The sequence below is a fragment of the Pseudomonas sp. MB-090624 genome (assembly GCF_003205245.1).
GTDB lineage: Bacteria > Pseudomonadota > Gammaproteobacteria > Pseudomonadales > Pseudomonadaceae > Aquipseudomonas > Aquipseudomonas juntendi.
Genome location: NZ_QJRK01000037.1, coordinates 46,780 through 71,206, shown reverse-complemented (window position 1 = coordinate 71,206; position 24,427 = coordinate 46,780). Strand labels below are relative to the sequence as shown.

At 63.3% G+C, this 24,427-nt stretch carries 25 protein-coding genes and 1 pseudogene; 9 read left to right on the top strand and 17 right to left on the bottom strand.

Translation table 11 applies throughout. The features are described from left to right. Nucleotides 1-175 precede the first annotated feature (175 nt). A complete protein-coding gene (locus DMX12_RS20195; protein ID WP_110679270.1) occupies nt 176-829 on the bottom strand; it encodes a LexA family transcriptional regulator in 654 nt (217 codons plus the stop codon). A 130-nt stretch (nt 830-959) separates the two neighbouring features. Between DMX12_RS20195 and DMX12_RS20190 the strand changes: the two genes are divergently transcribed. Beyond that, nucleotides 960-1,271, top strand: a complete 312-nt coding sequence (locus DMX12_RS20190) for a DUF6124 family protein (RefSeq protein ID WP_009686368.1) — start codon at nt 960-962, stop codon at nt 1,269-1,271. A gap of 436 nt (nt 1,272-1,707) precedes the next feature. Continuing rightward, entirely contained in the window at nt 1,708-2,223 is a 516-nt protein-coding gene (locus DMX12_RS20185; RefSeq protein WP_054911781.1) for a DUF4880 domain-containing protein, read from the top strand. A 57-nt stretch (nt 2,224-2,280) separates the two neighbouring features. Here the strand turns inward: DMX12_RS20185 and DMX12_RS20180 are convergent, their stop codons facing one another. Genes DMX12_RS20180 through DMX12_RS20165 form a run of 4 tightly spaced genes read right to left on the bottom strand, consistent with a single transcriptional unit; the run spans nt 2,281 to nt 5,121 of the window. Continuing rightward, nucleotides 2,281-3,012 carry an amino acid ABC transporter ATP-binding protein gene (locus DMX12_RS20180; RefSeq protein WP_009686366.1) on the bottom strand — a complete coding sequence of 244 codons (732 nt, stop codon included), beginning with the start codon at nt 3,010-3,012 and terminating at the stop codon, nt 2,281-2,283. Next, the gene (locus DMX12_RS20175) at nt 2,999-3,646 is read right to left on the bottom strand and encodes an amino acid ABC transporter permease (RefSeq protein ID WP_009686365.1); all 648 of its coding nucleotides are present in this window, start codon (nt 3,644-3,646) and stop codon (nt 2,999-3,001) included. The genes DMX12_RS20180 and DMX12_RS20175 overlap by 14 nt, the downstream gene beginning before the upstream one ends. After that, nucleotides 3,647-4,312: an amino acid ABC transporter permease gene (locus tag DMX12_RS20170; RefSeq protein WP_009686364.1), complete on the bottom strand. Its 666-nt coding sequence runs from the start codon at nt 4,310-4,312 to the stop codon at nt 3,647-3,649. A 23-nt stretch (nt 4,313-4,335) separates the two neighbouring features. Continuing rightward, nucleotides 4,336-5,121, bottom strand: coding sequence for a transporter substrate-binding domain-containing protein (locus DMX12_RS20165; protein ID WP_054911784.1), 786 nt, complete (start codon nt 5,119-5,121; stop codon nt 4,336-4,338). Nucleotides 5,122-5,380: 259 nt separating this feature from the next. On the opposite strand from DMX12_RS20165, the gene DMX12_RS20160 reads away from it, so the two are divergent. Continuing rightward, nucleotides 5,381-6,073: a FadR/GntR family transcriptional regulator gene (locus DMX12_RS20160; RefSeq protein ID WP_110679269.1), complete on the top strand. Its 693-nt coding sequence runs from the start codon at nt 5,381-5,383 to the stop codon at nt 6,071-6,073. A 15-nt stretch (nt 6,074-6,088) separates the two neighbouring features. Here the strand turns inward: DMX12_RS20160 and DMX12_RS20155 are convergent, their stop codons facing one another. The 4 genes and pseudogenes from DMX12_RS20155 to DMX12_RS30390 form a co-directional block, all read right to left on the bottom strand. Further along, nucleotides 6,089-6,817, bottom strand: coding sequence for a PA1136 family autoinducer-binding transcriptional regulator (locus DMX12_RS20155; RefSeq protein ID WP_110679268.1), 729 nt, complete (start codon nt 6,815-6,817; stop codon nt 6,089-6,091). Further along, nucleotides 6,814-7,686 carry a glyoxalase III HchA gene (gene hchA, locus DMX12_RS20150; protein ID WP_110679267.1) on the bottom strand — a complete coding sequence of 291 codons (873 nt, stop codon included), beginning with the start codon at nt 7,684-7,686 and terminating at the stop codon, nt 6,814-6,816. Before hchA ends, DMX12_RS20155 begins: the two co-directional genes overlap by 4 nt. Before the next feature lie 103 nt (nt 7,687-7,789). Beyond that, nucleotides 7,790-8,503 (bottom strand): methyl-accepting chemotaxis protein, encoded by a 714-nt coding sequence (locus DMX12_RS30395; protein ID WP_371928280.1) that lies wholly within the window; start codon nt 8,501-8,503, stop codon nt 7,790-7,792. 141 nt (nt 8,504-8,644) lie between these two features. Then, nucleotides 8,645-9,664: pseudogene (locus DMX12_RS30390) on the bottom strand (methyl-accepting chemotaxis protein); the annotation flags it as partial. A gap of 506 nt (nt 9,665-10,170) precedes the next feature. On the opposite strand from DMX12_RS30390, the gene DMX12_RS20135 reads away from it, so the two are divergent. Further along, the gene (locus DMX12_RS20135) at nt 10,171-11,397 is read left to right on the top strand and encodes an OprD family porin (protein ID WP_110679264.1); all 1,227 of its coding nucleotides are present in this window, start codon (nt 10,171-10,173) and stop codon (nt 11,395-11,397) included. Nucleotides 11,398-11,652: 255 nt separating this feature from the next. On the opposite strand, the gene DMX12_RS20130 is transcribed toward DMX12_RS20135, so the two are convergent. The 4 genes from DMX12_RS20130 to DMX12_RS20115 form a co-directional block, all read right to left on the bottom strand. Beyond that, nucleotides 11,653-12,453, bottom strand: coding sequence for an IclR family transcriptional regulator (locus tag DMX12_RS20130; RefSeq protein WP_232108467.1), 801 nt, complete (start codon nt 12,451-12,453; stop codon nt 11,653-11,655). Nucleotides 12,454-12,528: 75 nt separating this feature from the next. Beyond that, nucleotides 12,529-13,869, bottom strand: coding sequence for an MFS transporter (locus DMX12_RS20125; protein WP_054911790.1), 1,341 nt, complete (start codon nt 13,867-13,869; stop codon nt 12,529-12,531). A gap of 44 nt (nt 13,870-13,913) precedes the next feature. After that, nucleotides 13,914-15,503, bottom strand: coding sequence for a GMC family oxidoreductase (locus tag DMX12_RS20120; protein ID WP_110679263.1), 1,590 nt, complete (start codon nt 15,501-15,503; stop codon nt 13,914-13,916). A 27-nt stretch (nt 15,504-15,530) separates the two neighbouring features. After that, a complete protein-coding gene (locus DMX12_RS20115; RefSeq protein ID WP_110679262.1) occupies nt 15,531-16,961 on the bottom strand; it encodes an NAD-dependent succinate-semialdehyde dehydrogenase in 1,431 nt (476 codons plus the stop codon). Nucleotides 16,962-17,144: 183 nt separating this feature from the next. Here DMX12_RS20115 and DMX12_RS20110 point away from each other — a divergent pair, with 183 nt between their 5' ends. Genes DMX12_RS20110 through DMX12_RS20095 form a run of 4 tightly spaced genes read left to right on the top strand, consistent with a single transcriptional unit; the run spans nt 17,145 to nt 20,327 of the window. Beyond that, nucleotides 17,145-17,540, top strand: a complete 396-nt coding sequence (locus DMX12_RS20110) for a cupin domain-containing protein (RefSeq protein ID WP_110679261.1) — start codon at nt 17,145-17,147, stop codon at nt 17,538-17,540. Next, entirely contained in the window at nt 17,537-18,295 is a 759-nt protein-coding gene (locus tag DMX12_RS20105) for an HpcH/HpaI aldolase/citrate lyase family protein (protein ID WP_054911794.1), read from the top strand. Before DMX12_RS20110 ends, DMX12_RS20105 begins: the two co-directional genes overlap by 4 nt. A 27-nt stretch (nt 18,296-18,322) precedes the next feature. Beyond that, nucleotides 18,323-19,255 carry a DUF6282 family protein gene (locus DMX12_RS20100; RefSeq protein WP_110679260.1) on the top strand — a complete coding sequence of 311 codons (933 nt, stop codon included), beginning with the start codon at nt 18,323-18,325 and terminating at the stop codon, nt 19,253-19,255. A gap of 10 nt (nt 19,256-19,265) precedes the next feature. Further along, entirely contained in the window at nt 19,266-20,327 is a 1,062-nt protein-coding gene (locus DMX12_RS20095; RefSeq protein WP_110679259.1) for a dihydroorotate dehydrogenase, read from the top strand. Between the two features lie 158 nt (nt 20,328-20,485). Here the strand turns inward: DMX12_RS20095 and DMX12_RS20090 are convergent, their stop codons facing one another. Beyond that, on the bottom strand, nt 20,486-20,764 hold the full coding sequence (locus DMX12_RS20090; RefSeq protein WP_146226856.1) for a hypothetical protein: 279 nt from the start codon (nt 20,762-20,764) through the stop codon (nt 20,486-20,488). 209 nt (nt 20,765-20,973) lie between these two features. Between DMX12_RS20090 and DMX12_RS20085 the strand changes: the two genes are divergently transcribed. Next, nucleotides 20,974-21,945, top strand: a complete 972-nt coding sequence (locus tag DMX12_RS20085) for a GlxA family transcriptional regulator (protein WP_110679257.1) — start codon at nt 20,974-20,976, stop codon at nt 21,943-21,945. Between the two features lie 2 nt (nt 21,946-21,947). Here DMX12_RS20085 and DMX12_RS20080 read toward each other — a convergent pair whose 3' ends face one another. The 3 genes from DMX12_RS20080 to DMX12_RS20070 form a co-directional block, all read right to left on the bottom strand. Then, entirely contained in the window at nt 21,948-22,874 is a 927-nt protein-coding gene (locus DMX12_RS20080) for a dienelactone hydrolase family protein (protein ID WP_110679256.1), read from the bottom strand. A 66-nt stretch (nt 22,875-22,940) separates the two neighbouring features. Further along, entirely contained in the window at nt 22,941-23,168 is a 228-nt protein-coding gene (locus tag DMX12_RS20075; protein WP_054911800.1) for a hypothetical protein, read from the bottom strand. Further along, a complete protein-coding gene (locus DMX12_RS20070; RefSeq protein WP_047149823.1) occupies nt 23,161-24,411 on the bottom strand; it encodes an aminotransferase class I/II-fold pyridoxal phosphate-dependent enzyme in 1,251 nt (416 codons plus the stop codon). Before DMX12_RS20070 ends, DMX12_RS20075 begins: the two co-directional genes overlap by 8 nt. Nucleotides 24,412-24,427: the final 16 nt, after the last annotated feature.

The following is a 24,427-nucleotide window of genomic DNA, read 5'->3' as shown; positions in this document are numbered from 1 at the left end:
AATATCGCGTCGTATGAACCAGGCGGTCGCGCGCGCCTCTCACAGGCCTCACTGGCCTGAAACAAACGTAGGAGCGAGCGCAGCTCGCGATGCGCCGCGCGGGCGGCGCTCGATTTCACAGGCGCCACACTGATCAAGCCCTACACCCACCAACCTCACAACAACCTCAAAACACCTAGAAGGAGCCGTGCACCCGCACAACCACCCCGAGAAATTCACAACCGTCTTCACACAGAACCGTTGGGTATCGAGTATTCAGCGGCCTGAGCATCTTGTCTCCGCCCTCCTCGACCAACTGCCGTAACACTGCTGGCCGCCCGGGCTGACGCGCAATCACCAGCCGGCCAGGCTCTGCCTGCAAGCCAGTATCCACCAGCACACGCATCCCTTCAGGCACGCTCTTGCCGCTGGTTGCATTCATCGAGTCATTTTCAACCACCAGCCAGAACGCATTACCTGCAGGCATGTAGTCCGTCTGCTCGTGCATCTCGCTGGTTTCAGGCAAAGGCCCGGCCAAGTCGGACCAACTCAGCACCGGGAAGCGAAAGCTCGCATAGCGCAGCGCTTCGGCCGACACTGGCTGCTCGGCCGCATAGCGACCAGGCGCTTCGCGAACGATATCACGCTCTACAACCATGACTTGTGCTTCCAGAAACACCAGCCCAAGTTTCTCGAGTTTCTCGTTTATCGTCTCCAACGTTGGCCGCCGCGTGCCCCGCAACCAATGACCCACGCCGCCCTGAGTCATGCCCAGACGTTCAGCCAGCTTGAGTTGGCTGAGGTTGTGTTCGCGCTTATAGCGCTTGAGAAATGCGTTCCAGTTTTCCATGAGCGGCAACAATACGGACTGTATTAGCCGCAGCAATACACAAATTGAATTATTTATTCGGAGATGAATAGTACAGATTGACCTATCCTGTAATCCCAGTGTGCTTGAAGGGAAATCAGAAGGTGTCGCAATGAAACTACCGAAAAACGACGAAACAGATCTCGACAGCGAAGCCGCCCGCCGCGCCCTCGACTACTACCTCAACCCCAACCCGCCACGCCCGACGCTGGACAACAAGATCTGGACCCTGCACGAAGGCGTGACCAGCGAGCAGGCCCAGGAACACGCCATCGCCCTGCTGCGCTGCGCTGCCGCCACCGCACAGGAAACCGCCACGCACCAGCACGGCAGCCAGCGCGAGCTGACCTTCGCGCTGATGCACATGATGGACATGGCACGCGCGCTGCTGGAGCACAAGCAACGTGAAGACCGGGGTTTGTAGGCGAACGGAAGGGAGAGCACGTGATGGCCGCGTAACGGCAAAGGCCCCGATTGCCGGGACAAGGAAGCGCACCGGTAAAACTTTTTTACCGGAATGATGAAAATTCATTTGACTGGCAAATGATAACGATTATTATTGCACTCAGCTGATCGCGAGATCTGCTGGATAACCTGAAAGCTTAGGTCGCTTTCAGATTATCTCCTCATCAGGCTAATCACGGTTTTTGACCCGGCTTTTTGCCGGGTCTTTTTTTGGCTCTTCAGGCTAATGAAGATCGTGATGGCGCGCATGGTAGCAAATGTGTTTCAGGGGGTGAACGCTCATTACAAAACTTTGCGCAATCAGCACTTGAGAATCAATCTCGTTTCGCCTACGCTGACCACGCATCACGGAAGATGCCCCCACCCCTTCCCCTTTGTAGCGCAAGGAGCCGGTCATGACCCGTCTGCTGCTGCCCGTCGAACACCCCACCGCGGTGAATGAGCCTGATGCCGACAATGCCCTGCTGCACGCGCTGAAGCGGCTGCCACGCCGGGTGCAGCAAGTGATGCTGCTGAGCCGCCTCGACCAGCTGGACTTCGCCAGCATTGCCACCCGCCTTGACCTGCCACTGGCCACTGTCGAACGCAACATGGACCAGGCCCTGATGGCCGGGCGCCCGCGCCGGGATGTGCTGGCAAGCGTGGCCAGCCAATGGTACGTGCGCTTGCAGAGCCCCCAGGTGACCGCATGCGAGCGCATCGACTTCCGCCGCTGGCTGGACGCAGATGCCGCGAACTTGCAGGCGTTTCACCAAACGGAATTACGCTGGCGCAGCCTGCTGGCGCCGGCGCGCCAGCTTGGCCAGGATGGTTGGTACCGGCAAGGCCGGGCGGCGCTGTCGCTAGGCGGCTGCTCGGTAGCGGTCGGGGCTGGGCTGGCGGCGTTACTGGTGTGGGCATGGTGCAGCTGATGCCCGCTGCCGGTTCACTTCAGGCCCGCCGCCGCAGCCCCTCTGAAGCCTGCCCCCTCAGCCCATTACGCTGCCAATGAAATTCGCCAGCTCCGCCGTACGCGGCGCGGCGAATACATCACGTGGGTGACCGGTTTCGTGAACCTTGCCGTGGTGCATGAACACCAGCTTGTCACCCACTTCCCGGGCAAAGCGCATTTCATGGGTCACCATGATCAAGGTCATGCCTTCCTTGGCCAATTGCCGCACAACGCCGAGCACTTCGTTGACCAGTTCCGGGTCGAGCGCCGAGGTGATCTCGTCGCACAGCAAAACCTTGGGCGACATCGCCAGGGCGCGGGCGATAGCCACCCGTTGCTGCTGCCCGCCAGAAAGGCGGTCCGGGTAGGCGTCGAACTTGTCGCCCAGGCCAACCCTGGCCAGCATTTGCTCAGCCAGTTGGCGGGCCTGGGCCTTGCTCGTCTTCTTCACCACCTGCGGCGCGAGCATGACGTTCTCGCCCACCGTCAGGTGCGGGAACAGGTTGAACTGCTGGAACACCATGCCGACTTTCTGCCGCAGCGTGCGCAGGTCGGCGCGTGCGGCATCCAGGTACTCGCCATCCACTTCGATCACGCCGTCACTGATCGACTCCAGGCCGTTGAGCGTACGCAGAAAGGTACTTTTGCCGGAACCGCTACGGCCGATGATGGCGACCACTTCACCCTCTTCGATGCTCAGGTCTACGCCCTTGAGCACGTGGTTGTCGCCATAGTACTTGTGCAACGCAGACACTCTAAGCAGGGGCATGCAGCCTCCTTTCCAAGTAACGGGCGCTCAGCGAGAGCGGGTAGCAGAGCATGAAATAACCCACGGCCACCAAGCCGTAGATCAGGAAGGGCTCGAAGGTGGCGTTGGCGAGCATGCCGCCGGTCTTGGTCAGCTCGGTAAAGCCGATGATCGAAGTGACCGCCGTGCCTTTGACCACCTGCACCGAGAAACCGACGGTAGGTGCCACGGCAATCCGCAGCGCCTGGGGCAGGATCACGTAACGCATCTGCTCCAGCCGGGTCATGGCCAGGCTGCCGGAGGCTTCCCACTGGCCACGTGGAATAGCCTCGACGCAGCCGCGCCAGGTTTCGGCGAGAAAGGCACTGGTGAACAACGTCAAGGCGATCGCCGCCGCCATCCAGGCCGAAATATCGACGCCGAACAGGGCAATGCCGAAAAACACCATGAACAACTGCATCAGCAGTGGCGTGCCCTGAAACAGCTCGATATAGCCCTTGGCGGCCCCGCGCAGCACGAAGTTGTCAGAGAGGCGCGCCAGCAGCACCAGCAGGCCGGCGACGCCACCGCAGATGAACGCCACCAGCGACAGCAGCAGGGTCCACTGCATGCCAACCAGCAAGTTGCGGACGATGTCCCATAAGGTGAACTCCATTCATCGTCTCCCCATCAGAAAGCGCTGCCCGAACCACAGCAGCAGCTGGCGTACCGCGATGGCCATGATCAGGTACAGGCCCGTGGTCAGCAGGTAAGTCTCGAACGCCCGGAAATTGCGCGACTGAATGAAGTTGGCTGCGAACGACAATTCTTCGGTGGCGATCTGCGAACAAACCGCCGAGCCCAGCATGACGATCACGATCTGGCTCGACAGGGCCGGCCAGACTTTGGCCAGCGCCGGTTGCAGGACCACATGGCGAAACGCCTCGGCGCGGCTCATGGCCAGTGCCGCCGCCGCCTCCAGTTGCCCTTTGGGAATGGCCTGGATACCGGCGCGGATGATTTCGGTGGAATAGGCCCCCAGGTTGATCACCATGGCCAGCACCGCGGCTTGCCATTCCGTCAGGCGCACCCCCAACGCGGGCAAGCCAAAGAAGATGAAGAACAGCTGCACGATGAAGGGCGTGTTACGGATCAGTTCCACGTACACGCCGAATAGCACATCGAACGGTTTGAGCCGCCAGGCACGCGCCACAGCGCCAAGTACGCCCAAGGCTACCCCGAACAGGGTGCCCACTGCGGTCAGCTGGAGCGTGAACAACGCCCCCTTGAGCAGCAGGTCGCCCTGGGCCAACACGGGCGCGAAATCGAATTGATAGGCCATCAGTCAGCGAATCCAGGGGCAGTTCAGAGGTCGGCCGGCAATGGTTGCTTCAACCATTTTTCAGCATTGCGGTTGAGGCTGCCGTCTGCCTTGGCGGCATCGAGGGTGGCATTGACCTTGGCCAGCAAGGCAGGCTCCTGCTTGGCCAGCCCGACGTACACGGGCGAGTCCTTGAGCTTGACCTTCATCACCGGCACCTTGGCCGGGTTCTTCTCGGCGATGACAGCCATCACCACGCTGCCGCTGGCAATCAGTTCGACTTGGCCAGACAGGTACGCTGCGATGGTGGAGTTATTGTCCTCGAACCGCTTGATGACCGCGCCTTTGGGGGCAACCGCTGTCAGTTCCATGTCCTCGATCGAGCCGCGGGTCACGCTGATGGTCTTGCCGGCAATGTCATTGATGTCGCTGATCGACGTCTGCTCCGGGCCGAACACGGCCAAGTAGAACGGCGCATAAGGGCGGGAGAAATCGATCACGGCTTCGCGCTCGGCATTCTTGCCCAGGCTGGAGATCACCAGGTCGACCTTGCCCGTGGTGAGGAACGGGATGCGGTTGGTGCTGTTGACGGGCGTGAGGGCCAGCTTGACGCCCAGCTTGTCCGCCAACAACTGCGCCGTGTCGATGTCCAGGCCGCGGGGCTTGAGGTCGGGGCCGACCGAGCCGAACGGTGGAAAGTCCTGGGGCACGGCCACTTTGAGCACACCACGGGCAGTGATGTCGGCCAGGGCGTCGGCCTGGGCCTGGGCAGCGCCCAGTGCGCCACCACACAGCAGCGTCGCCAGCAACAGGGAGCGGATGTTTTTCATGGGAAAGCCTCGGGGTATGCAGAAGGTCGTTAGCGCTGAAACTGCACAGCCCGTGCCAGCATTGGCGCCTGGCCCCGGAAAAGCCCTGGGCATGCGGCTGTTCGCGGTCTTACTGGTCTGAACAGTCAGCCCGCCAGCCGCGGCCGTGCCCCGCTTTCGTGCAGCCTGCCCTGCCCTTGCGCCAGCACGGAGCGAGGCTTGCCAGACACCCGGTAAAGCCTTTACAAAGCGCAGACCGCTTCCCAACTGGTCTGAACAGATGCTCGACACGCTCCCCCGCGCCGTTCCGGAAATAGCCTTGCAGGCCATTCGCAAGCTGATCGAGGCAGGCGACTATCAACCCGGCGATGCCCTACCCTCGCAACGCGACCTGGCCGAGCAGTTGGGCATCAGCCGTGCGTCGCTGCGCGAAGCGCTGTCGTCGTTGAGTGCGCTGGGGTTGGTGAGCGTGCAACCGGGCAAGGGCGTTTTCGTGCAGACGCCCTCGCCCCCCCCGGCGGCCACGTTCTCTTGGCCATACGCCGAACAGGTATCGGCGGTGGACACCTTCCAATTGCGCTATGCCTTGGAGGGGTTCGCGGCAGGCCTGGCTGCCCTGTACCTGACCGGTGCGGATATCGATGCGCTGGAGGCGAATGTCGAGGCGATGCGCCAGGAGCTGCGTGCCGGCCGTTTCGACGCCGCCGCCCGCCTCGACTACGCCTTCCACCGGCGCCTGCTGGAGGCCAGCGGCAACCTGGCGATGCTGCAGGTGATCACCGCCAGCCAGGACATTTTCCTGGAAAGCCAGAAACTGCCCTTCATCCGCCCCGAGCGGGCCATGGAAACCTGGCAAGAACACCGCAAGATCCTGCGCCAGCTGGCCCGTGGCAACCAAGCCGGTGCACAGCGTGCCATGCAGGAGCATATCCGCAATGCGGCTGCCCGTACCGGTGTGGTATTTGCGGCCTGAAACCCGGCCACCGCCCTATTCCGGGCGGCTGCCCAACTCGCCATTGTGCAGGGCGATCTTGATCGCCTGAGCCGTGGTTGCCACACCCAGGCGCCGCCGCGCCGCACGCAGGTGGTTCTCGACGGTGCGTTCCGACAAGCCAAGGGTTGCAGCTATATCGGCTTGCCGGCTTCCGGCAGCGGTCCAGCGCAGTACTTCCCGCTCCCGCGCCGAAAGTTGCGTGGCACTCGCCGCCAGGGGCGGTTGGAGCAAACGGCGGGCGGTATGGAAGGCGGCGGTAGCGACCATGGCCAGCATCAGGCGCGCCTCAGGGCTGCTATCGATGCGCGCCCCGCCCATGCTCATCGCACCTTCCAGCCCCTGCGGCCCGAATATCGGCAACTGTAAACCGTGGACACCCGCGCCTGCCGGCCGCCGCACCACCCGGTAACGCTCGCCCTTTTCGTCACAGGTCTTGGTCCAGAAAAACGGCGCCCGCGCTTCGAGGATATGCCGGGTGACCGGGCAACGCGTGAGGTAGGTCCTGGCGTCGATCGCTTGCCCATCTCCCCACCAGTCGCCCTCCACCCAGTACACCCGGTCGACCAGCGCATCTGCGACTGCGCGCACCGAGAAGAGCACGAAGCGGTCGTAGCCCAAGCGCATGGCAAAGGGGCGCAGCGCATCCTGGACACCCGCCAGCGTCGTGGCACGTTCCACCGCCAGGGCCACCTGCATCGCCACTTCGGCTACGCCGCAGGTCATCGCCCGGACGTTTCTTTCAACAAGGCGGCCGCGGCCAGCTTGCCAAGGTTGTTGCCCGCAAGCGGGCTGTCGCCGGTGAGCAACTTGCGGTCCTGGTACACCTTGCCAGTAATGTCCTGGTTGATGATCTCTACCCCCAAGGCCTGCAGCTTCTCACCAAACTTCCAGGTCAGGTGCCCCGGCATGTAGCCGATATCCGGGGTTTGCGCATCCAGCGCGTCAGGGAACGCACAGATCTTGTAGCCGCTGAACCTGTAGTTGTCCGCCGTTTTACCCATGCCCGCGGCCAACAGTGCCGCGGGGCCATGGCACAGCGAAATGATGAATTTATCGTGGTCGGCCGCCCACTCCAGCACCTGTTTGACCTCGCTGCTTTCCGGCAAGCCGATCAGTGCACCGTGCCCCCCGGGAATGAACACGCCGATGTAGTCGGAGTCATCACCCAAGGCCTTGATGACCTCTGCCAGTTTCAGCGGCTGCCGGAATGACGCCTGGTACTTGCCGTAAAACGCTTGTACCTCCTGGTCTTCCGAGGGCATGGCCCAGAATTCGAACTTGACCGGGTTGCCCGACACCGTGGTGATATCGAAAGCAAAGCCCGCCTTGTCCATGTGGTACATGGGCAACAAGGTTTCTACCGGGTGGTTGCCTGTCGAGAAGAAGGTGCCATTGGTAGTTTGCAGGTAGCGCTCATCGGCACCGATGACCAGAACCTTCCAGCGGCCACCCTTGTACGCATCAGGGTACTCGGCATCGCTCAGGTCAGAGGTGGGCGAAGTGTATTGGCTCAACGAATACGGTGAGGGGAAAAACGCGCCCACCTCAGCAGGGTCTGGGGTTGGGCGTTTGTCTTCGGCTGCAGTGGTCATCGCGTACTCCTCGATAAAGGTTGACGTCGATGACCATCCTAGGCCCCGCCCCACGTTCCAGCAATGCGGGTTTTCCCTTAACGGCGCGCTACCTCAGGCTGGGTCAGAGCTGAAACCGGCGTACCTGCCCCTGCAGTGAATTGCCCAAACCGGCCAACTCCAGGCTGGCCGTGCTGGTCTGTTCGCTGGCGGTTTGCGCCTGTTCGGTAATGTCGCGCACATTCAGCACATTGCGATTGATTTCTTCGGCGACAGCACCCTGCTGTTCGGCGGCCGCCGCGATCTGCTGGGTCATGCCCTGAATGCCGCCGATGCTGTGGGTGATGTTGTCCAGCGCAGTGCCTGCATCGCGGGCCAGTTGCACGCTCTCGCCGGTCAGGCCACGGCTGGTTTCCATGCGCTGCACGGCTTGCAGCGTGCCCGCGCGCAGGGCTGCGATCAGTTGTTCGATGTCTTCGGTTGAGCGCTGGGTGCGCTGCGCCAGGGCACGCACTTCGTCCGCTACCACGGCAAAGCCACGGCCGGCCTCGCCTGCACGCGCGGCCTCGATCGCCGCGTTCAATGCCAACAGGTTGGTTTGTTCGGCCACCGCCTTGATCACGTCGAGCATACTGCCAATGCGCCCGCTTTCTTCAGCCAGCGTGCTCACCGCTGCGCTGGTCAGCTCCACCTCGGCAGACAGGTTTTCGATGCGCGCAATTGCGCTTTTGACGATGTCGCCGCCACTGACAGCATCCTGCGCCGCCTGGTTGACCGAGCGTGCGGTTTCGACCGCGTTGCGGGCCACGTCCTGCACCGAGGTGGTCATTTCGTGCATGGCCGCAGCCACCTGCTCGGTTTCCTGCATCTGCTCGGTAGCGCCTGCCTGCGTCTGCCGGGTAATCGCCGACAGCTCTTCGGTGGCGCTGGCGATCTGCGTCGCCCCATCACCGATATGCCCAACCAGTTGTCGCAAGCTGCCGGTCATGTGCTGCAAGCCATCTTGCAACTCGCCGATTTCGTCTTTACGCGAGCCCGTGGCGAAGACGCTCAGGTCGCCCTCGGCAATGCGCCGCACCCGGGCCAACGCTTCACGCAGGGGTGGCACGATCTGGCGCGTGATCAACACGGCCGCCAGCCCGCCCAGCAGCAGCGCCAGCACCAGGCAACTGATCAGCGTCCACGCCGCATCACGGGTATCGTCCTGGCGCATCTGCATCTGCTGGTCGTACAGGTCCTGGCTGGTCTGCAGCAGTGCATCACCGTGCTTTTGAACCTCCTGCTGCAGTGTGTCGATGCGGGCCAACGCCGCCCGGTGAGTGTCCAGCGAGGCCCGGTAGGCGGTAACGGATTGCGTCAGCTCATCGAGCAGGCTTGCACGCGAGCCCTGCAGAGCATCGCCCAGGGTTTGCAACTGGGTCAGTGTTGCGTCAACCGCCTTGGCCGCAGCAGCGTATTGCTTGCCATTGCCACCGTAGGTGTAGCCACGGGTTTCAAAGCGCGCATACAGAAACTGCATCTGCAGGTCGTTGGCCGCCTTGTACAGTGCCTGGTCACGCACGCCGTTCTGTTCACCCGTCAGGCTGTCTAGCTCATCCAGGCGCTTGAGCGCGCTGTCGCCGCTGCTGCGGCGTACCGCCCGCGACTGCTCGATCTGCTCATAGGCCCCGCCCAACCCCTCGATACCCCGCTGGTAGGCGCCCAGGTGTTCGGCCATTGCGGTAATGCGCCGCGCATTCTCGTCGTTGGCGAAGAACCCTTGCAGCTCGCCCAGGTGCTGCCCAACTTCGGCGATCTTGTCCCGCAGCACTTTGGCAGCCTGGGCGTCGCCCTCACTCTGCAGATAAGCCGAACGGTCCAGGCGCATCTTGGATATGTCGTCCATCAGCCGGTTGACCGTACTCATGCGGTCCATCCGGTAGGACAAACTGCTGATGGCGTTCCAACCTGCGCCAATGCTCAAAATCACCAACAGCAATAGCAGCCCGAAGCCAAACATCAGCTTCTTGGCGACTGTGAGGTTGGTAAGCCAGTTATTCATATCATTGCATCCTTGAACGATTTGGCTGCCAGGTCGCCCTGTGATGGGTGCGCAAGGGCAGTTGGGCGCGCCGTCCAGGCGATACAGCGGGCCGGGCTCAGGCGTGATTTCGGGTAGCGCGAGAGCGTGACAGGGCTGCATAAATCAATCAAATGCAAATATCGAAGCCATTGTTGCGAATGGAGAATTAATAGCGGGCTGGTGGTCCGGCCCTGGTGCCTTTCCACTCATCTTCTCCACCCTTGACAGCCGCTTGGCAGGATCCTTAACATCCATCTCACTCAGAGAAACGATGTTTCGCAGATAAAAACAATACAACCGCCTGACAAGGGGGACGTTCAACGTCAAAAACCGCTGTAACCCCAAGAACTGCCCGCACACCTTCTGCTTTATCGAACTTGAACGCACAGCCGTGATCGCCCGGATCACCGCTGCGTACACGCACACGCCTGGACAATAACAATATGAATGCTCAGAAGACTTCACTGGCTCTGGCTGTAACTTGCGCGTTTGCCTGCAACGCCATGGCTGACGGCAACGCCTTCTTTGACGACGCGCAATTCTCGATCAAAGCCCGCAATTTCTACATGAACCGTAACTTCCTCGATGACCGCACGGCGCAGAACTATTCCGAGGAGTGGGCGCAGGGTTTTATCGGTGTGTTCGAGTCTGGTTACACCGAAGGCACGGTCGGCTTTGGCGTCGACGCCATTGGCCTGCTGGGCTTGAAACTGGACACCGGGGGCGGCCGCAAAGGGGGCGGCACGCTGCTGCTCGAAGAAGACAGCGATGGCGCCAAAAGCAGTTATGCCAAGGGCGGTGCGGCGGTGAAGGCACGCCTGTCGAACACTGTGCTGAAGTTCGGCGAACAGGTGGTGAACCTGCCAGTGCTGGCCACCGCCGACACGCGCTTGCTGCCGGAAACCACCCAGGGCTGGTTGTTGACCAGCAAGGAAATACCCGACCTCACCTTGAATGCCGGGCACTTCACGGCGTTGCGCAGCCGTGACCAGAGTGAACATGACAGTGGCGGCCTGACGTCACTGGACCTGATTGGCGGCAGCTACAACTTCAACAAGGCATTCAGTGCCCGGGCCTATCATTCCGATGTTCAGGATTACTGGCGCAAGTACTACCTGGGTGCGACCCTGGTCTTGCCGATCAATGACAGGTATGCGGCGAAGTTCGACTTCAACGGTTATGACACGCGCAGCCAGGGCGCCCAGCGCGCCGGGGACCTGGACAACCGGATCTGGAGTTTGTCGGCCACGCTGGCAGCCGGCCCGCACAGCTTCATGCTGGCCCACCAGCGGGTCAGCGGGACGGGCAATTATACCTATGGCGTGGACGGCAACAGTACGGTGTTCCTGGCCAACTCGGTGCAGTATTCGGACTTCAACTACGAGAACGAGCGGTCATGGCAGGCGCGTTATGACTTTGACTTCGTGGCGCTGGGTGTACCGGGCTTGAGTGTCATGGCGCGGTACTTGCGCGGCACTGGTTTCCACACTGCGCAAACCGATGACGGTCGGGCGTGGGAGCGGGACCTGGAGCTCAGGTACGTGGTGCAGTCGGGTACGGCGAAGGACCTGTCGTTCAGGGTTCGCCAAGCCAGTTTCCGCAGCCCGGACCGCGGCCTGAACTTCAATGAGGTGCGGGTGATTACCGAATACCCCTTGAATATCTTCTGACGCCAGAGCCCGGCTTTGCCGGTGTTCGCGGCTGAAGCCGCTGCTACATCCTGTGGGAGCGGGCGCGCCCGCGAAGCAGGCACCGCGGTGGTTGGCACCGGCTTTGCCGGTGTTCGCGGCTGAAGCCGCTCCTACATCGGTAGCGTGCGCTTGAAGCCAGCACCTCAACCTGTGGGAGCGGGCGCGCCCGCGAAGCAGGCACCGCGGTGGCTGGCACCGGCTTTGTCGGTGTTCGCGGCTGAAGCCGCTGCTACATCACAACCGCTGATACGTGCCCGCGTGCAAGCGCTCACTGATCTCCGCCGCCGCCGACTGCAACTCGCGCAACATCGCCGCCGGTGGTGGCGACGGAATAGCGGCACTCGGCCCGACAATGCCAATGGTCCCGACAATCTGGTCGTTATCGCGGAAAATCGGGCAGCACAGCGCATTGATCCCTAATGTCACCTCGCCGTCGGCATCGTCATACAAGCGTTCACGAATCAACGCCAGCCGCGCGGCCAGCGCATCGGGCTCATGCAAGGTCAGTTCGGTGAGTTGCGGCATCTTGCGCCGCATCACCCGCTGCTGGCTGGCCGCGTCGGCAAATGCCAGCACCGTGCGCCCCTGCGCCGAGCAGTACGGCAACACGCGGTTGCCCGGTTTCACCGAAATGCACACATTGGCCTTGGACTCCACGCAGGACACCACCAGCGCCGTGTCATGGGTGGCCACCGCCAGCAAGGCCGTCTGGCCCGTGGCGTCACGAATGCGGGTAAGGTAAGGGTCGGCAATGGCGCGCAGGTCGAACTGTTCGCTGGCCGCTTCGCCATAAGCCACCAGGCGGGCACCCAGCAGGTACTTCTCGGTGGCCGGGTCCTGTTCGAGAATACCGAGCTGGCGCATCGAGGCCAGGTGCCGGTAGGTACGCGGCTTGGCAGTTTGCAGTTGCTGGGCCAGCTCGGTTACGCCAAGCGGGCGCCGCGCAGCGGTCAGTTCGTCGAGCAGGCGGAATACCATCTCCACCGACTCGAGCAGCGCAGGACCGCTGGCGGGCTTTTCATCATCCTGGTTCAAGCGTTCACCTCGCATTCGGGCTTGGGAAAGACCCGATTGTATCGCTCGGCGAAACGCTTGTGTTGGCCTACGACATCAAACGCCAGAAGGCTGCGCCACCGCCGGCGCACGGTGCGGCTGCGGCGGTTTGACCGAGAACATCGCCCACGCACCGATCAGGGTCATCACCGCCAGCACATACAGCCCATACTCCAGGTGCCCACTGCCCTGCTTCACCCAGCCCATCATGAACGGGCTGGCATAGCCCCCAAGGTTGCCGATGGTGGCGATCAGGGCGATACCGGCCGCTGCCGCCGTGCCGGTCAGCAGCACCCCGGGCAGTGCCCACAGCACGCAGAAACCCGCCAGGCCACCCGACATCGCCAGGCTAAGGCCCGCCAGCGACAGCACCGGCTGGTCGTGGAACACCGCCGCTATCGTCAGCCCGGCCGCCGAGGCCAGGTTGCACAGCGTGCCGTGCCAGCGCCGTTCACGGGTACGGTCCGAATGCCGACTGACCACCAGCATCACCACCGAGGCCACCGCGAACGGAATTGCGGCGATCAGCCCGGTGTGCGTCAGGCTCTGGCTGCCCAGGCTCTGGACGATCTGCGGCAGCCAGAAACTCACGCCGTAGGTCCCACACAGCAGCGCGAAATTCACGTAGATCAACCGCCACAAGTCTTTGTTGACGAACGCTGCACGGAAGTTGTGCCCGGCCCCCGCCTGCTCCTGGGCCTGGCGTTGCGCCGCCAGCTGGCGCACCACCCGCTGGTTCTGCTCTGGGCTGAGCCAGTGCACGTTGCCAGGGCGGTCGTCCAGGTAGAAGAACACCACGATGCCCAGCAGTACCGCTGGCGTACCCTCGATCAGGAACAGCCATTGCCAGCCAGCCAGGCCGTGCACACCGGCAAAGGTCTGCATGATCCAGCCCGACAGCGGGCTACCCAGCACGCCCGCCATGGCGATGCCCAGGTTGAACCAGGCCATGGCCTGGGAACGGGCGTAGGACGGGAACCAGTAGGTCATGTACAGCACCACCCCCGGATAGAACCCGGCCTCGGCCATGCCCAGCAGGAAGCGCAGTACATAGAACTGGTTGGGCGTCTGCACGAACATCATCGACACCGACAGAATGCCCCACATCACCATGATCCGGGTGATCCAGAAGCGCGCCCCGACCCGCTGCAACATCATGTTGCTGGGAATCTCGCACAGGCAGTAGCCGATGAAGAACACCCCGGCGCCAAAGCCGAACGCCAGGTCGCTGAGGCCGATGTCGGCCGACATCTGCAGCTTGGCAAAACCGACGTTGACCCGGTCGAGAAAGGCAATGATGTAAAGCACGAAGAGGAACGGCAGCAACCGCCAGGCGATGCGGTTGTACAGCACACTGTCCTGCTCGTTGTCGAACGTGTTGCGGGCTATGAGCTTCATCGCAGTACTCTTTTGTAATTGTTGTGGTGGTGAAGCAAGCCTGTTCAGCCCTGGGCCGACAGGATGAAGTCGGCGCAGCGCTCGCCGATCATGATGCATGGCGCGTTGGTATTGCCACTGACGATCGTCGGCATGATCGAAGCGTCGGCCACCCGCAGCCCCTGCACGCCGCGCACCCGCAGGGCCGGGTCGACCACCGCCGCTTCATCGGACCCCATGCGGCAGGTGCCGGCCGGGTGGAACACGGTCTTGGCGACGGTACGCACGTAGTCCTCGAACACCGAGTCGGGTACGTCGTCATGCTCGGGCAGCATCAACATGCGTTCGACCACGCCGGCCAAGGCTGGGGCGCGAAGAATCTTGCGCGCCAGCTTGATACCGGCCACCAGGGTGCGCATGTCCTCGGGGTGGCTCAGGTAATTGGCGGTGAGCGCGACGTCGGCCAAAGGGTCGGCGCTTTTCAGCCGCAGCCGGCCACGGGAGCGCGGGCGCAGGGCGCAGGGGTTGACCGAGATACCGTGGCCAGCCGGCGGCAGCCGGTCGATGTCACCGACCAGCGCAGGCACCACATGGAACTGCACGTCAGGGCGCCCACAACCGGTAGCGTCGACGAAGGCGCCGCTTTCCACCACGTTCGAGCTGAGCAGCCCGCGGCGCGTGGCCAGGTATTTCAAGCCATGGCCGAGGGCACGCAGGCCACGGTCATGGCCAAGCAGGCTGGCCGGCTCGCGCGTTTGTGCATACACCGAGGCGCTCAGGTGGTCCTGGAAGTTCTCGCCGACCTGCGGGGCATCCACCCGCACATCGATGCCCAGGGCCTGCAGGTGCTCGCGCGGGCCAATGCCGGAAAGCATCAGCAGTTTTGGCGAGGCAATGGCGCCGGCACTGACAATGACTTCGCCACGGGCGCGGAAGGCCAGGGCCCGGCCCGCCTCGTCCCTGGCCTGCACGCCAACCACCCGGGCACCGTCGAACTGCAGCTGGGTGGCGTGCATCCCGGTCATCACCCGCAGGTTGGGGTTGCTGCGCATCGGCCGCAGGTAGGAAGCAGCCGAGCTGGCGCGGCGCCCGGCGGCGGTGGTGGTCTGGTAGAAGCCCGCACCCTCCTGCTGCGCGCCGTTGAAGTCATCGGTGGCCGGCACGCCGGCTTGCACGGCCGCATCGACGAAGGCACGGCTGAGAAAATGCCTGTGCCGCGGGTCACTGACCTTCAACGGCCCCTGCCGACCATGCAGTTCCCCGCCCAGCCGGGCATTGGCTTCGCAGCGGCGGAACACCGGCAATACGTCGTTCCAGCCCCAGCCAGGGCAGCCAGCGTTCTGCCAATCATCATAGTCTTCAGCCTGGCCACGGATGTAGATCATCGCGTTCACCGAACTGCCGCCACCCAAGGTGCGGCCCTGGGGGATGAACACTTCACGCTGGTTGACGAACGGTTCGGGCTGGGTACGGTACATCCAGGTGCGCCGGGTACCGTGTACGCGGATGAAGGTGCCGGGAATGTGCACATAGGGGTGATTGTCGGCCGGGCCGGCTTCGAGCAGCAGCACCTGCTTGCCGGCCTGGGCCAGCCGTGCGCTGAGCGCACAGCCGGCCGATCCGGCTCCGATCACGATGTAATCGAAGGTATCCATTCTTGTTGTTCTCTTGAGTGAAAAAACTCAGCCGACCTGGCTGACGAACTTGGTGGTGAAGTAGGCGTCCAGGCCCTCGCTGCCGCCTTCGCTGCCGTAGCCGCTGTCCTTCACGCCGCCGAACGGTGTTTCCGGTGCAGCCAGGCCGAAATGGTTGATCGAAACCATGCCCGCTTGCAGTTCGTCGGCCAGCAAAGTGGCACGCTGCACCGAGCGCGTGAAGGCGAAGGCCGCCAGGCCAAAGGGCAGGCTGTTGGCCTTGGCGACCACCGCTTCGAGGGTGTCGAAGGCAACGACCGAGGCAATCGGCGCGAACGGCTCCTCGCTCATGATGCGGGCGTTGTCCGGCACCTCGGTGAGCACCGTGGCCGGGTAGTAGAAGCCGCCCCCCTCACCGCCCTGCCCGCCCAGGCGCAACTGCGCGCCCACCGCCAGAGCGTCGTCGACATATTCCTGGGCGGCTGCGACCCGGCGCGGGTTGGCCAGGGGGCCAAGCTGGGTGCTGGCGTCCTGGCCATCGCCCATTTTCAGGCCGGCGCTGACCCGGCAGAAGGTCTCGACAAAGCGCTCGTACACGCTGGCCTGGACATAGAAGCGCGTAGGCGAGGCGCAGATCTGCCCGCCATTGCGGAACTTGAGGTTGGCCCCGAGGGTGGCTACCGCGTCGATGTCGGCATCATCGCAGACGATGAACGGCGCATGCCCGCCCAGCTCCAGGGTGCAGCGCTTGAGGTATTGCCCGGCCAGCGCGCCCAGGGAGCGACCGACCGGCACCGAGCCGGTGAAGGAAACCTTGCGGATAACCTCGGAGCGGATCAGCTGGTCAGACACCTCGGCCGGCACACCGAACACCAGGTTCAGCACGCCAGGCGGCACGCCAGCATCCTGGAAGGCGCGGCACAGCTCGATGCACGAAGACGGCGTTTCTTCTGGCCCCTTGGCGATGATCGAGCAGCCGGCAGCCAGCGCCCCGGCGATCTTGCGCACCAGTTGGCTGACCGGGAAGTTCCATGGGCTGAACGCCGCGACCGGGCCGATCGGCTCACGCAGCACCAGTTGGCGAACGCCTGTGGCGCGCGGCGGGATTACCCGGCCGTAGGCGCGGCGGCCTTCCTCGGCATACCAGTCGATGTGGTCGCCGGCGCCGAACGCTTCCAGGCGCGCCTCGGCCAGCGGCTTGCCCTGCTCCAGCGTGATCAGCGCCGCGATCTCGTCGGCACGTTCACGCACCAGGTCGGCCGCCCGGCGCAGCACTTTCGAGCGCTCGTAGGCCGAAATCTTGCGCCAGACCTCGAAGCCACGCGCGGCGGCCGCAAGGGCCCGTTCAAGGTCGCCGGCATCTGCCAGCCCCAGGTGGGCGATGACTTCGCCGGTGGCCGGGTTGAAGACGTCGGCCTGGCGCGGATGGTTACCGGCAGACCACTGCCCGTCGATCAGCAGGGATTGAATGACTCGCATGAATGGCACTTCCTTTACTTTGTTTCTTTTGTAGAAACGTTGTTTTTTTGTACGACACAATCCTAGGGGCGCTCCAGAACCGCTGTCAAGGTCGAAAAAGGCACTTGACCGGGTACGGACAGCCGGCGTAGGTTTATCGCGCAGAGAAACACTATTCCTACAAGAGAAATGGAGTACACCTTGATGAGTCTTGCCCAGGCCCTGCTTCACAACTGGAATGCACTGCCGCGCGAAACCGTGCGCAAAGGCGTCGAGCGCGTGGCATTCCGTGGCGACGACACCTTGTGCGTCATGAACTGGCTGACACCCGGCATGGACGTGTTCCCCCACAGCCATACCTTCGAGCAACTGGTCATCATCGTGCAGGGCCGGGTGCGCTTTCACCTTGATGACGAAGTGGTCGAAGGCGGCCCGGGCAGCATGATCCGCATCCCGCCCCACGTGGTGCATTACGCCGAGCCGGTAGGCGATGAAGTGGTAATGAACCTCGACGTGTTTTCGCCAATCCGCGATGACTACCGCCACCTGGTCGAGTACCAGGCCGCCGAATTCCCCCATGGCAAGGGTAAGCCGGCATGACCTTCGCCCAGCGCCTGCGCCAGGGCCAACCGCTGCTCAGCACCTTCATCAAGACCCCCAGCCACGCGGTGATCGAGATTGCCGGCGATGCCGGGCTGGACGCGGTAGTGCTGGACGCCGAGCACGCCCCCTTCGGTGCCGCCGCCCTGGACCTCTGCCTGCTGGCCTGCCGCGCGGCACGCACCGGTGGCTTGGTGCGGGTGCCGGACAAACGCCCGGCCACCTTGCAGCAAGCGCTGGACCTGGGTGCAGACGGCCTGGTGCTGCCGCATATCACCAGTGCCGACCAGGCCAGCGCGGTGTTGCAGGCGCTGCATTACCGCGACGGTTGCCGGGGCTTTTCAAACTCGCCCCGGGCCGGTGGCTACGGCCGCGCCAACCTGGCCGAGCACCTGGCCGCCGAAGACGGTCGCCACGCGGTGATCGCCCAGATCGAAGACCGCGAAGCCCTGGACCACCTGCACGACCTGGCCCGGCTGGCGCGCATCGACTGCCTGCTGGTGGGGCGTGCCGACCTCAGCGTGTCGCTGGGTGCCGAGCGCCTCGACGACCCACGCGTGGAAGACGCCGTGAACCGGGTACTGGACGCCGCCCAGGCGGCCGGCAAGCCGACTGGCATGTTCGTGTCCAGCCACGACGACCTGCAGCGTTTTGCTGCCCGTGGCGTGAGCTTCTTCATTCTCGGTTCCGACCAGGCGCTGCTGCGCGCCGGCTGGGGCCAGCAAGTCCGCCAATTCCCCGGGTCGGCCCACTGACCCGTCAGACAACAAGAGAGCCCTGCCATGAATGCCATCATCGACACCCCCACCAGCGAAGCACGCCAGGCGCACATCGAGCGCCTGCTCAAAGGCGCCATCGACCTGCACTGCCACAGCGGCCCCTCGGTCATGCCGCGCTATTGCGACCATGTCGAAGCCATGCGCGAAGCCTCCGAGGCCGGCCTGAAAGCCGTGTTGCTCAAGGACCACTACTACAGTTGCACGCCGGTCACCCACCTGTTGAACAAACACTTCAGCGAACTGGATGTGCACATGCTGTCCGGGGTGCCGTTGAACAATGCCGTGGGCGGGCTGAACGTACACGCCGTGGAGCACGGCCTGACCCTGGGGGCGAAGCTGGTGTGGATGCCGACCTTCTCTTCGGCCAACCACATCGCCCACCATCACCAGGACGTGAAGTTCGTCGAAAAATTCCCCCAGACCACGCAGCGCATGCTGCAGCCGATTCCGCTGACCGTGCTGGACGAGGCCGGGCGCCTGAAGGACGAGGTCAAGGCCATTCTCGACCTGATCGCCGCACAGGACGTGGTGCTTTCCGCCGGCCACCTGAACATCCGCGAGATCTGGCCACTGTTCGAAGAGGCACGCCAGCGCGGGGTCAAGCGCCTGCTGGTCAACCACCCGACCTACGTGGTCGACGCCACCCTGGACGACATGCGCCAACTGGCCAAGGACGGCGTGTTCATGGAGCACTCGATGTGCATGTGGGTACCCGGTTCTAAGTTCAAGTTCTACGACGACACCTTCCTGCGCGAGGTGATCGAGGCTGGCACCGTCGACCTGACCATCCTGGGTTCGGACCTCGGCCAGCAGGGCAACCCAGGTATCGCCGACGGCTTTCGCAATGTCATTGGCCAGTTGCTGGGCTTGCAGTACAGCGACGCAGACATCCGCAAGATGATCTCGGGCAACGCCGCACGCCTGATGAACCTGTGAGGGCACGGGCATGACACGACTGACCACGCAGATTGGCCGCTTGACCCTGAAAAACCCGGTGATCTGTGGCGCCGGTGAGCAGACCATGACCGCTGCCGCCATCCGCGCCGCACTGGCCAGCGGCGCCGGGGCGGTGGTGGCCAAGTCCACCAACGAATCACAGGCCGCCAAGGACCAGTTGGACAAGACCGACTACGTGCTGCTGGACGCGCAGTGGAACCGCCTGCCCTGGAATTTCCGGCCGCCAGCCGAAGCCAGCCTGTTCGGCCGCTCCGGGCTGCTGCAGCGGGGGTTCGAGGATTGGCTGGAAGAGCTGGTGGTGCTGGACCGCGAGGCGCGCGAACAGCAGGCATACGTGATTCCCAGCCTGATTCTCAGTGACCTGGAGCAGTGCGCCGCGTTTGCCCAGCGTATCGAGCAGGCCGGTTTGCGGGTGCTCGAACTGAATATCGGCGCCCCGCATGGCGAGGAAGCAGCCAAGGGCGCCATTGTGCTGGAGCGCGGTGCAGCGCGTATCGAAGCGATCGTCCGGCGGCTGCGCCAGGCGACCAGCCTGCCCTTGTGGATCAAGCTGACCGGGCAGAGCGAGGACGTGGTGGGCCTTGCCCAGGCAGCGCGCCGTGGCGGTGCCGACAGTGTGGTGCTGATGGGCAGGTTCATGGGTTTTCTGCCGGACCTGGAAACGGGCTTGCCGTTGCTCGGCACCAGTGCGGCGATCGGCGGCAGTTGGGCGCTGCCGCTGACCGCGCGCTGGGTGATGCAAACGCGCAAGGCAATGGCCGACGACTACCCGCTGATCGCCACCAACGGGGCACGCAGCGGGCGCGATGTGGCCCGTTTCCTGTTGGCAGGCGCCTGTGCCACGCAGATGACTTCGGCGGTGTTCACCGGCGGGTACGCGGTACTGGAAGAAGCGGTGCGCGAGCTGGACGCCTATGTGGCGGGGCGCGGTTACAGCGTGGCCGAGTTGCTTGGCAGCGCCGCCGATCGGGTTGAGACCTACCAGCAGCAACCCAGCCGGCCCGGCTGGTGGGAAGGCTTCGCCCCAAAGTGCCCAGGGTTTCCCGGCTGAAGCAGGTAGGCCGGGAAATCACTGAAAGCTGGCGGTTCCTGGCCCCCTGAAAATTGCCAGGTTTGCACCACAGGCCGCCTTGGCACAGAAAGCCGAGGCGGTCCGCGAACAGCATTGCACCACCTTTGCGAATGCAGGCGTTGGCCAAGTATGGATGGTTACTGGCTGCCCTGACTGTCCCATAGCTTCACGGCCTGGCGCGAAGAGCGTTCCGCGAACGACATGGTATGACTGGCTCTGTTCCAGCGCACCTGTGAAACAGATAGCCGCTCAGCCAAAGCCATGAGGTCGGCATCCACGCCGAGCTGACCGTAACAGGCCCCCACATGCATGAGCGCAATGCCCAATGCCCGCTGGTGTGACATGCTGCGGGCACACACACGCACGACCTCTTTGTGCCCCGCACGCACGAAATGGATTTCATACTGGCTGTCCACACCCAGGTCCCTCAACACGCCTTCACAGCGAACGTCTGGAGTTTATCGCTGGCCAGCGCCGGTGGCTGTTGCCCCTATTCAATGGTCAACATTGAGTTTTCCTATTGCCAGCGCCTGGTCCGGCCAGGCTTTCACTGCATGGCCTTTTGACGCTATTTTGCTGAGGTGCCGCTTTACGTCAGGCGCTTGAACATCATAGGAATACCGTCATGCGCACCATTTGGTTCTTGTTACTCCCGGGCACACACATTCTGGACCTCGGCGGGCCGCTGCAGATCATGGCCAGCCTGGAAGAGCTCCGGTTGGCGCCGGTCAGCGTCCGTTGCATCGCAGCCAGACAACAGATGAGCAGCTATCAAGGTGTGACCTTGAGCGGCTTGCATCCCCTGCCCGAACAGCTTTCGCCCGAAGATTTGCTGTTCGTGGTCGGCAACAAGCTGTCTACCAGCCCCAGCGACGCTGCGACCTTGGCCGCTACCGCGCAGTGGCTGGCGAACGTGATGGGGCAAACCCCAGACGTGCAACTGTGTTCCATCTGCACCGGCGCGTTCCTGCTGGGCGAAGCCGGGCTGCTGAACGGCCGTGAATGCACCACCCATCACCGCTATGTCGGCTTGCTGCAGGCACGCTACCCAAAAGCCAAGGTGCTGGAAAATCGCCTTTTCGTGGAGGACGACGGTGTGTTCACCTCGGCGGGCGTGTCCAGTGGCACCGACCTGGCCTTGCATATCGCGTCGCTGCACTTCGGCAAAGCCGTGGCCAACCAGGTGGCCCAGGAATTGGTGATCTACCGTCGCCGTGCTGGCGAAGATGTGCAACTGCGCGCGGCCGACCTGGCACGCAACCACATCCACCCGCTGGTACACGCGGCCCAGGACTATATCGACACGCACCTGGGCAGCAGTTTCAGCTTCGAACAATTGGCCAGCCAGTTCAATGTCAGCTACCGGCACCTGGCACGCCTGTTTCGCGAGAACACGGGGCAAACCCTGCAGGACTACTTGCGCGCCCAACGCATCGACTTGGCCCGTGACCTGTTACGCGGCAGCCGCCTGAATGTGGAACAGATCGCCGAACGTTGCGGTTACGGCAGCAGCCATGCCTTTCGCCTGGCCTGGCGGCGGGAAATGCCGCAACCGCCGCTGCAGTTTCGCAGCGTGATCACCCAGGAAAACACCTAGTATCAGCGACCACTCACGGTGGGGGTGGCGAAACTGTCTGTGAAAAACGCTACCACAGCCTTGCGCGACGCCTCCCGGGCTGCTGGGTCCGGTGCCGAACGCCCCAAGCCGCCCTGGCCACGGTGCAGGAACGGGTCCTTGTATTCCTGCGCGGCTTCCAGGCCATTAAAGCCATGCTCGGCACCGGGGTAGACCAGTACCTTTGCCCGTGCCTGGTCTTCGGCAGGCAGGCTTGCAACCAGTTTGGTACAAGCCTTGGGGTCATCATCGTACTGGTCCTTTTCACCGACCAGCACCAGCAGGCGGGCCGGCGCCAGGTGCTTCAAGTCATAGCCTGGCACACGGTTGTATCCCCAGCACACGGGATAGAACGCTGCCAAGGCTACGGGGCGCACCCCAGAGGCCTGTTGCAGCTCATCGTCGATGGACGCAGACGCGGCGAGCATGGCCTGGGCGCCACCCCATGAAAACCCGAGCACCCCTACCCGCTCGCTATCGACCCCTGGCTGATTGGCCAGGTAAGCCAAGGCCCCCGCCAGGTCCGGCAAGGTATCGTGAACCCGGGGCGGCCGCCCCTGTGCACCGCCAGCCAGCCGGCGCGCGCCCCACATGTCCAGTTCCAGCGTGGCGATGCCGCGGGCATTGAGGTCGGCCGCGTGCAACGGCCCACGTGAGTCCATCCCCGCCGAGCCGTGCAATATCACCACAGCCGGTGCTGGCCCGGCCTGGTTTGCCGGCATGGACAGCACCGCTGGCACCCTGATCGGTTTCAGTTTGCCGGCAGAAGGCAGGGGCTGGCTGTAGAACGAAACCAGCCGTTTGCTGACGCTGGCCACAGTCTCGCCAGCGTCGGATGCAACCTCAGCCTGGGCCGCTGCGAACGGCAGCGCACACCCCAATAACAGGCTGATGGCCAATTTTTTATACATTTAACGACTCCTGAACGCCCCTACGGGCTTTTATTGCTGCTGTTTCACAAAGAACGGACGCCCGTCTCAGCCGCACATCGTCATCGCTGCCACACCCTCTATGGGCCAGCGGCCAAGCGCCAACGGGTCCAGTACCACCATTGCGATCAGCACACAGCACCCCAAGCCGAACGCCACGGCATAACCGCGCACTTGCCGGGCAGTGCACGCGCCATACACCGCGACCAGGGCGAGCAATTGCATGCCCACGGCAAACACCCCAATGGAGAACCCGGAAGCGAGCAGTTCAGCCATTGGCGACCACACTGCGGGGGCGGCCCTGCGCTGCCTGGACCGTGGGTTGGTAGGCCACGGCATCGAAGGCCTGTTGCAGGTCGGCCTTGATATCGCTCACCCGCTCCAGGCCGACGCACAGCCTGATCAACCCGTCGGAAATGCCGGCGTGGCGCCGTGCTTGCGCATCCAGGCGGCCATGGGTGGTGCTGGCCGGGTGCGTGACCATGCTGCGGGTATCACCAATATTGGTGCAGCGCGCCACGCACTGCAGTTGATCGATCCATTGCCAGGCCGCTGCCTGCCCGCCGAAGATCTCGAAACTCAGCAAGCCACCATGGCCGTCCTGTTGCCTGCACGCCAAGGCATGCTGAGGGTGTTGCGCCAGGCCGGTGTAATGCACAGCACTGACCAAGGGTTGTTCGCCAAGCCACTGCGCCAGCTCCAGGGCGCCCTGTTGCACCCGCAGCATGCGGATTTCGAGGGTTTCCAGGCTTTTGAGCAACAACCAGGCATTGAACGGGCTGCAGGAAATACCCAACGTGCGCAACACGCCCCTCAACACCTGCATCAGGCTCTTGGAACCGGTCACTACACCGGCCAGCGCACGCCCCTGGCCGTCCATGTACTTGCCCGCCGAATGGATGACCAAGTCCGCACCCAGGCTGTGCGGGCGCTGGAGCACCGGCGTCAACAGGGTGTTGTCCACCACGACCAGCGCATCCTTGGCGTGCGCCAGCAGGCTGATGGCACGGATGTCACCAATTTTCAGCAGCGGATTGGAGGGGGATTCCAGCACCACCAGGCGGGTCTTGTCGTCGATCGCCTGCTGCCACTGGCCCAGGTCGGTAAGGTCGACGAACCGCGCCTCGATGCCGAACCGCGCCATGTAAACGCTGAAGGCACTGGCAGTGGTACCGAACACATCGCGGCTGCAGACAATGTTGTCACCCTGCTGCAGGAACCCATGGCACAGCGCGGTGAACGCGCCCATCCCGGAAGCGAACGCCACCGCGTCTTCCGCTTGTTCGAGCGCCGCCACGCGGCCTTCGAAGGCTTGCACCGTGGGGTTGGTGAAGCGGCTGTACACATTACCCTGCTGTTGCCCGCTGAAACGTTCTGCAGCCTCTTGCGCCGACGCAAAGGTATAAGCAGACGTCATGGCCAATGGCTCGCAGAAAACATCGGACAAATCGCTGACCCGATTGCTATGCAGCGCCGAAGTTGCGTCAAAGCCGTCCAGGCCAATCGCAGACGATTGCATGGTGCATCTCCTTGTT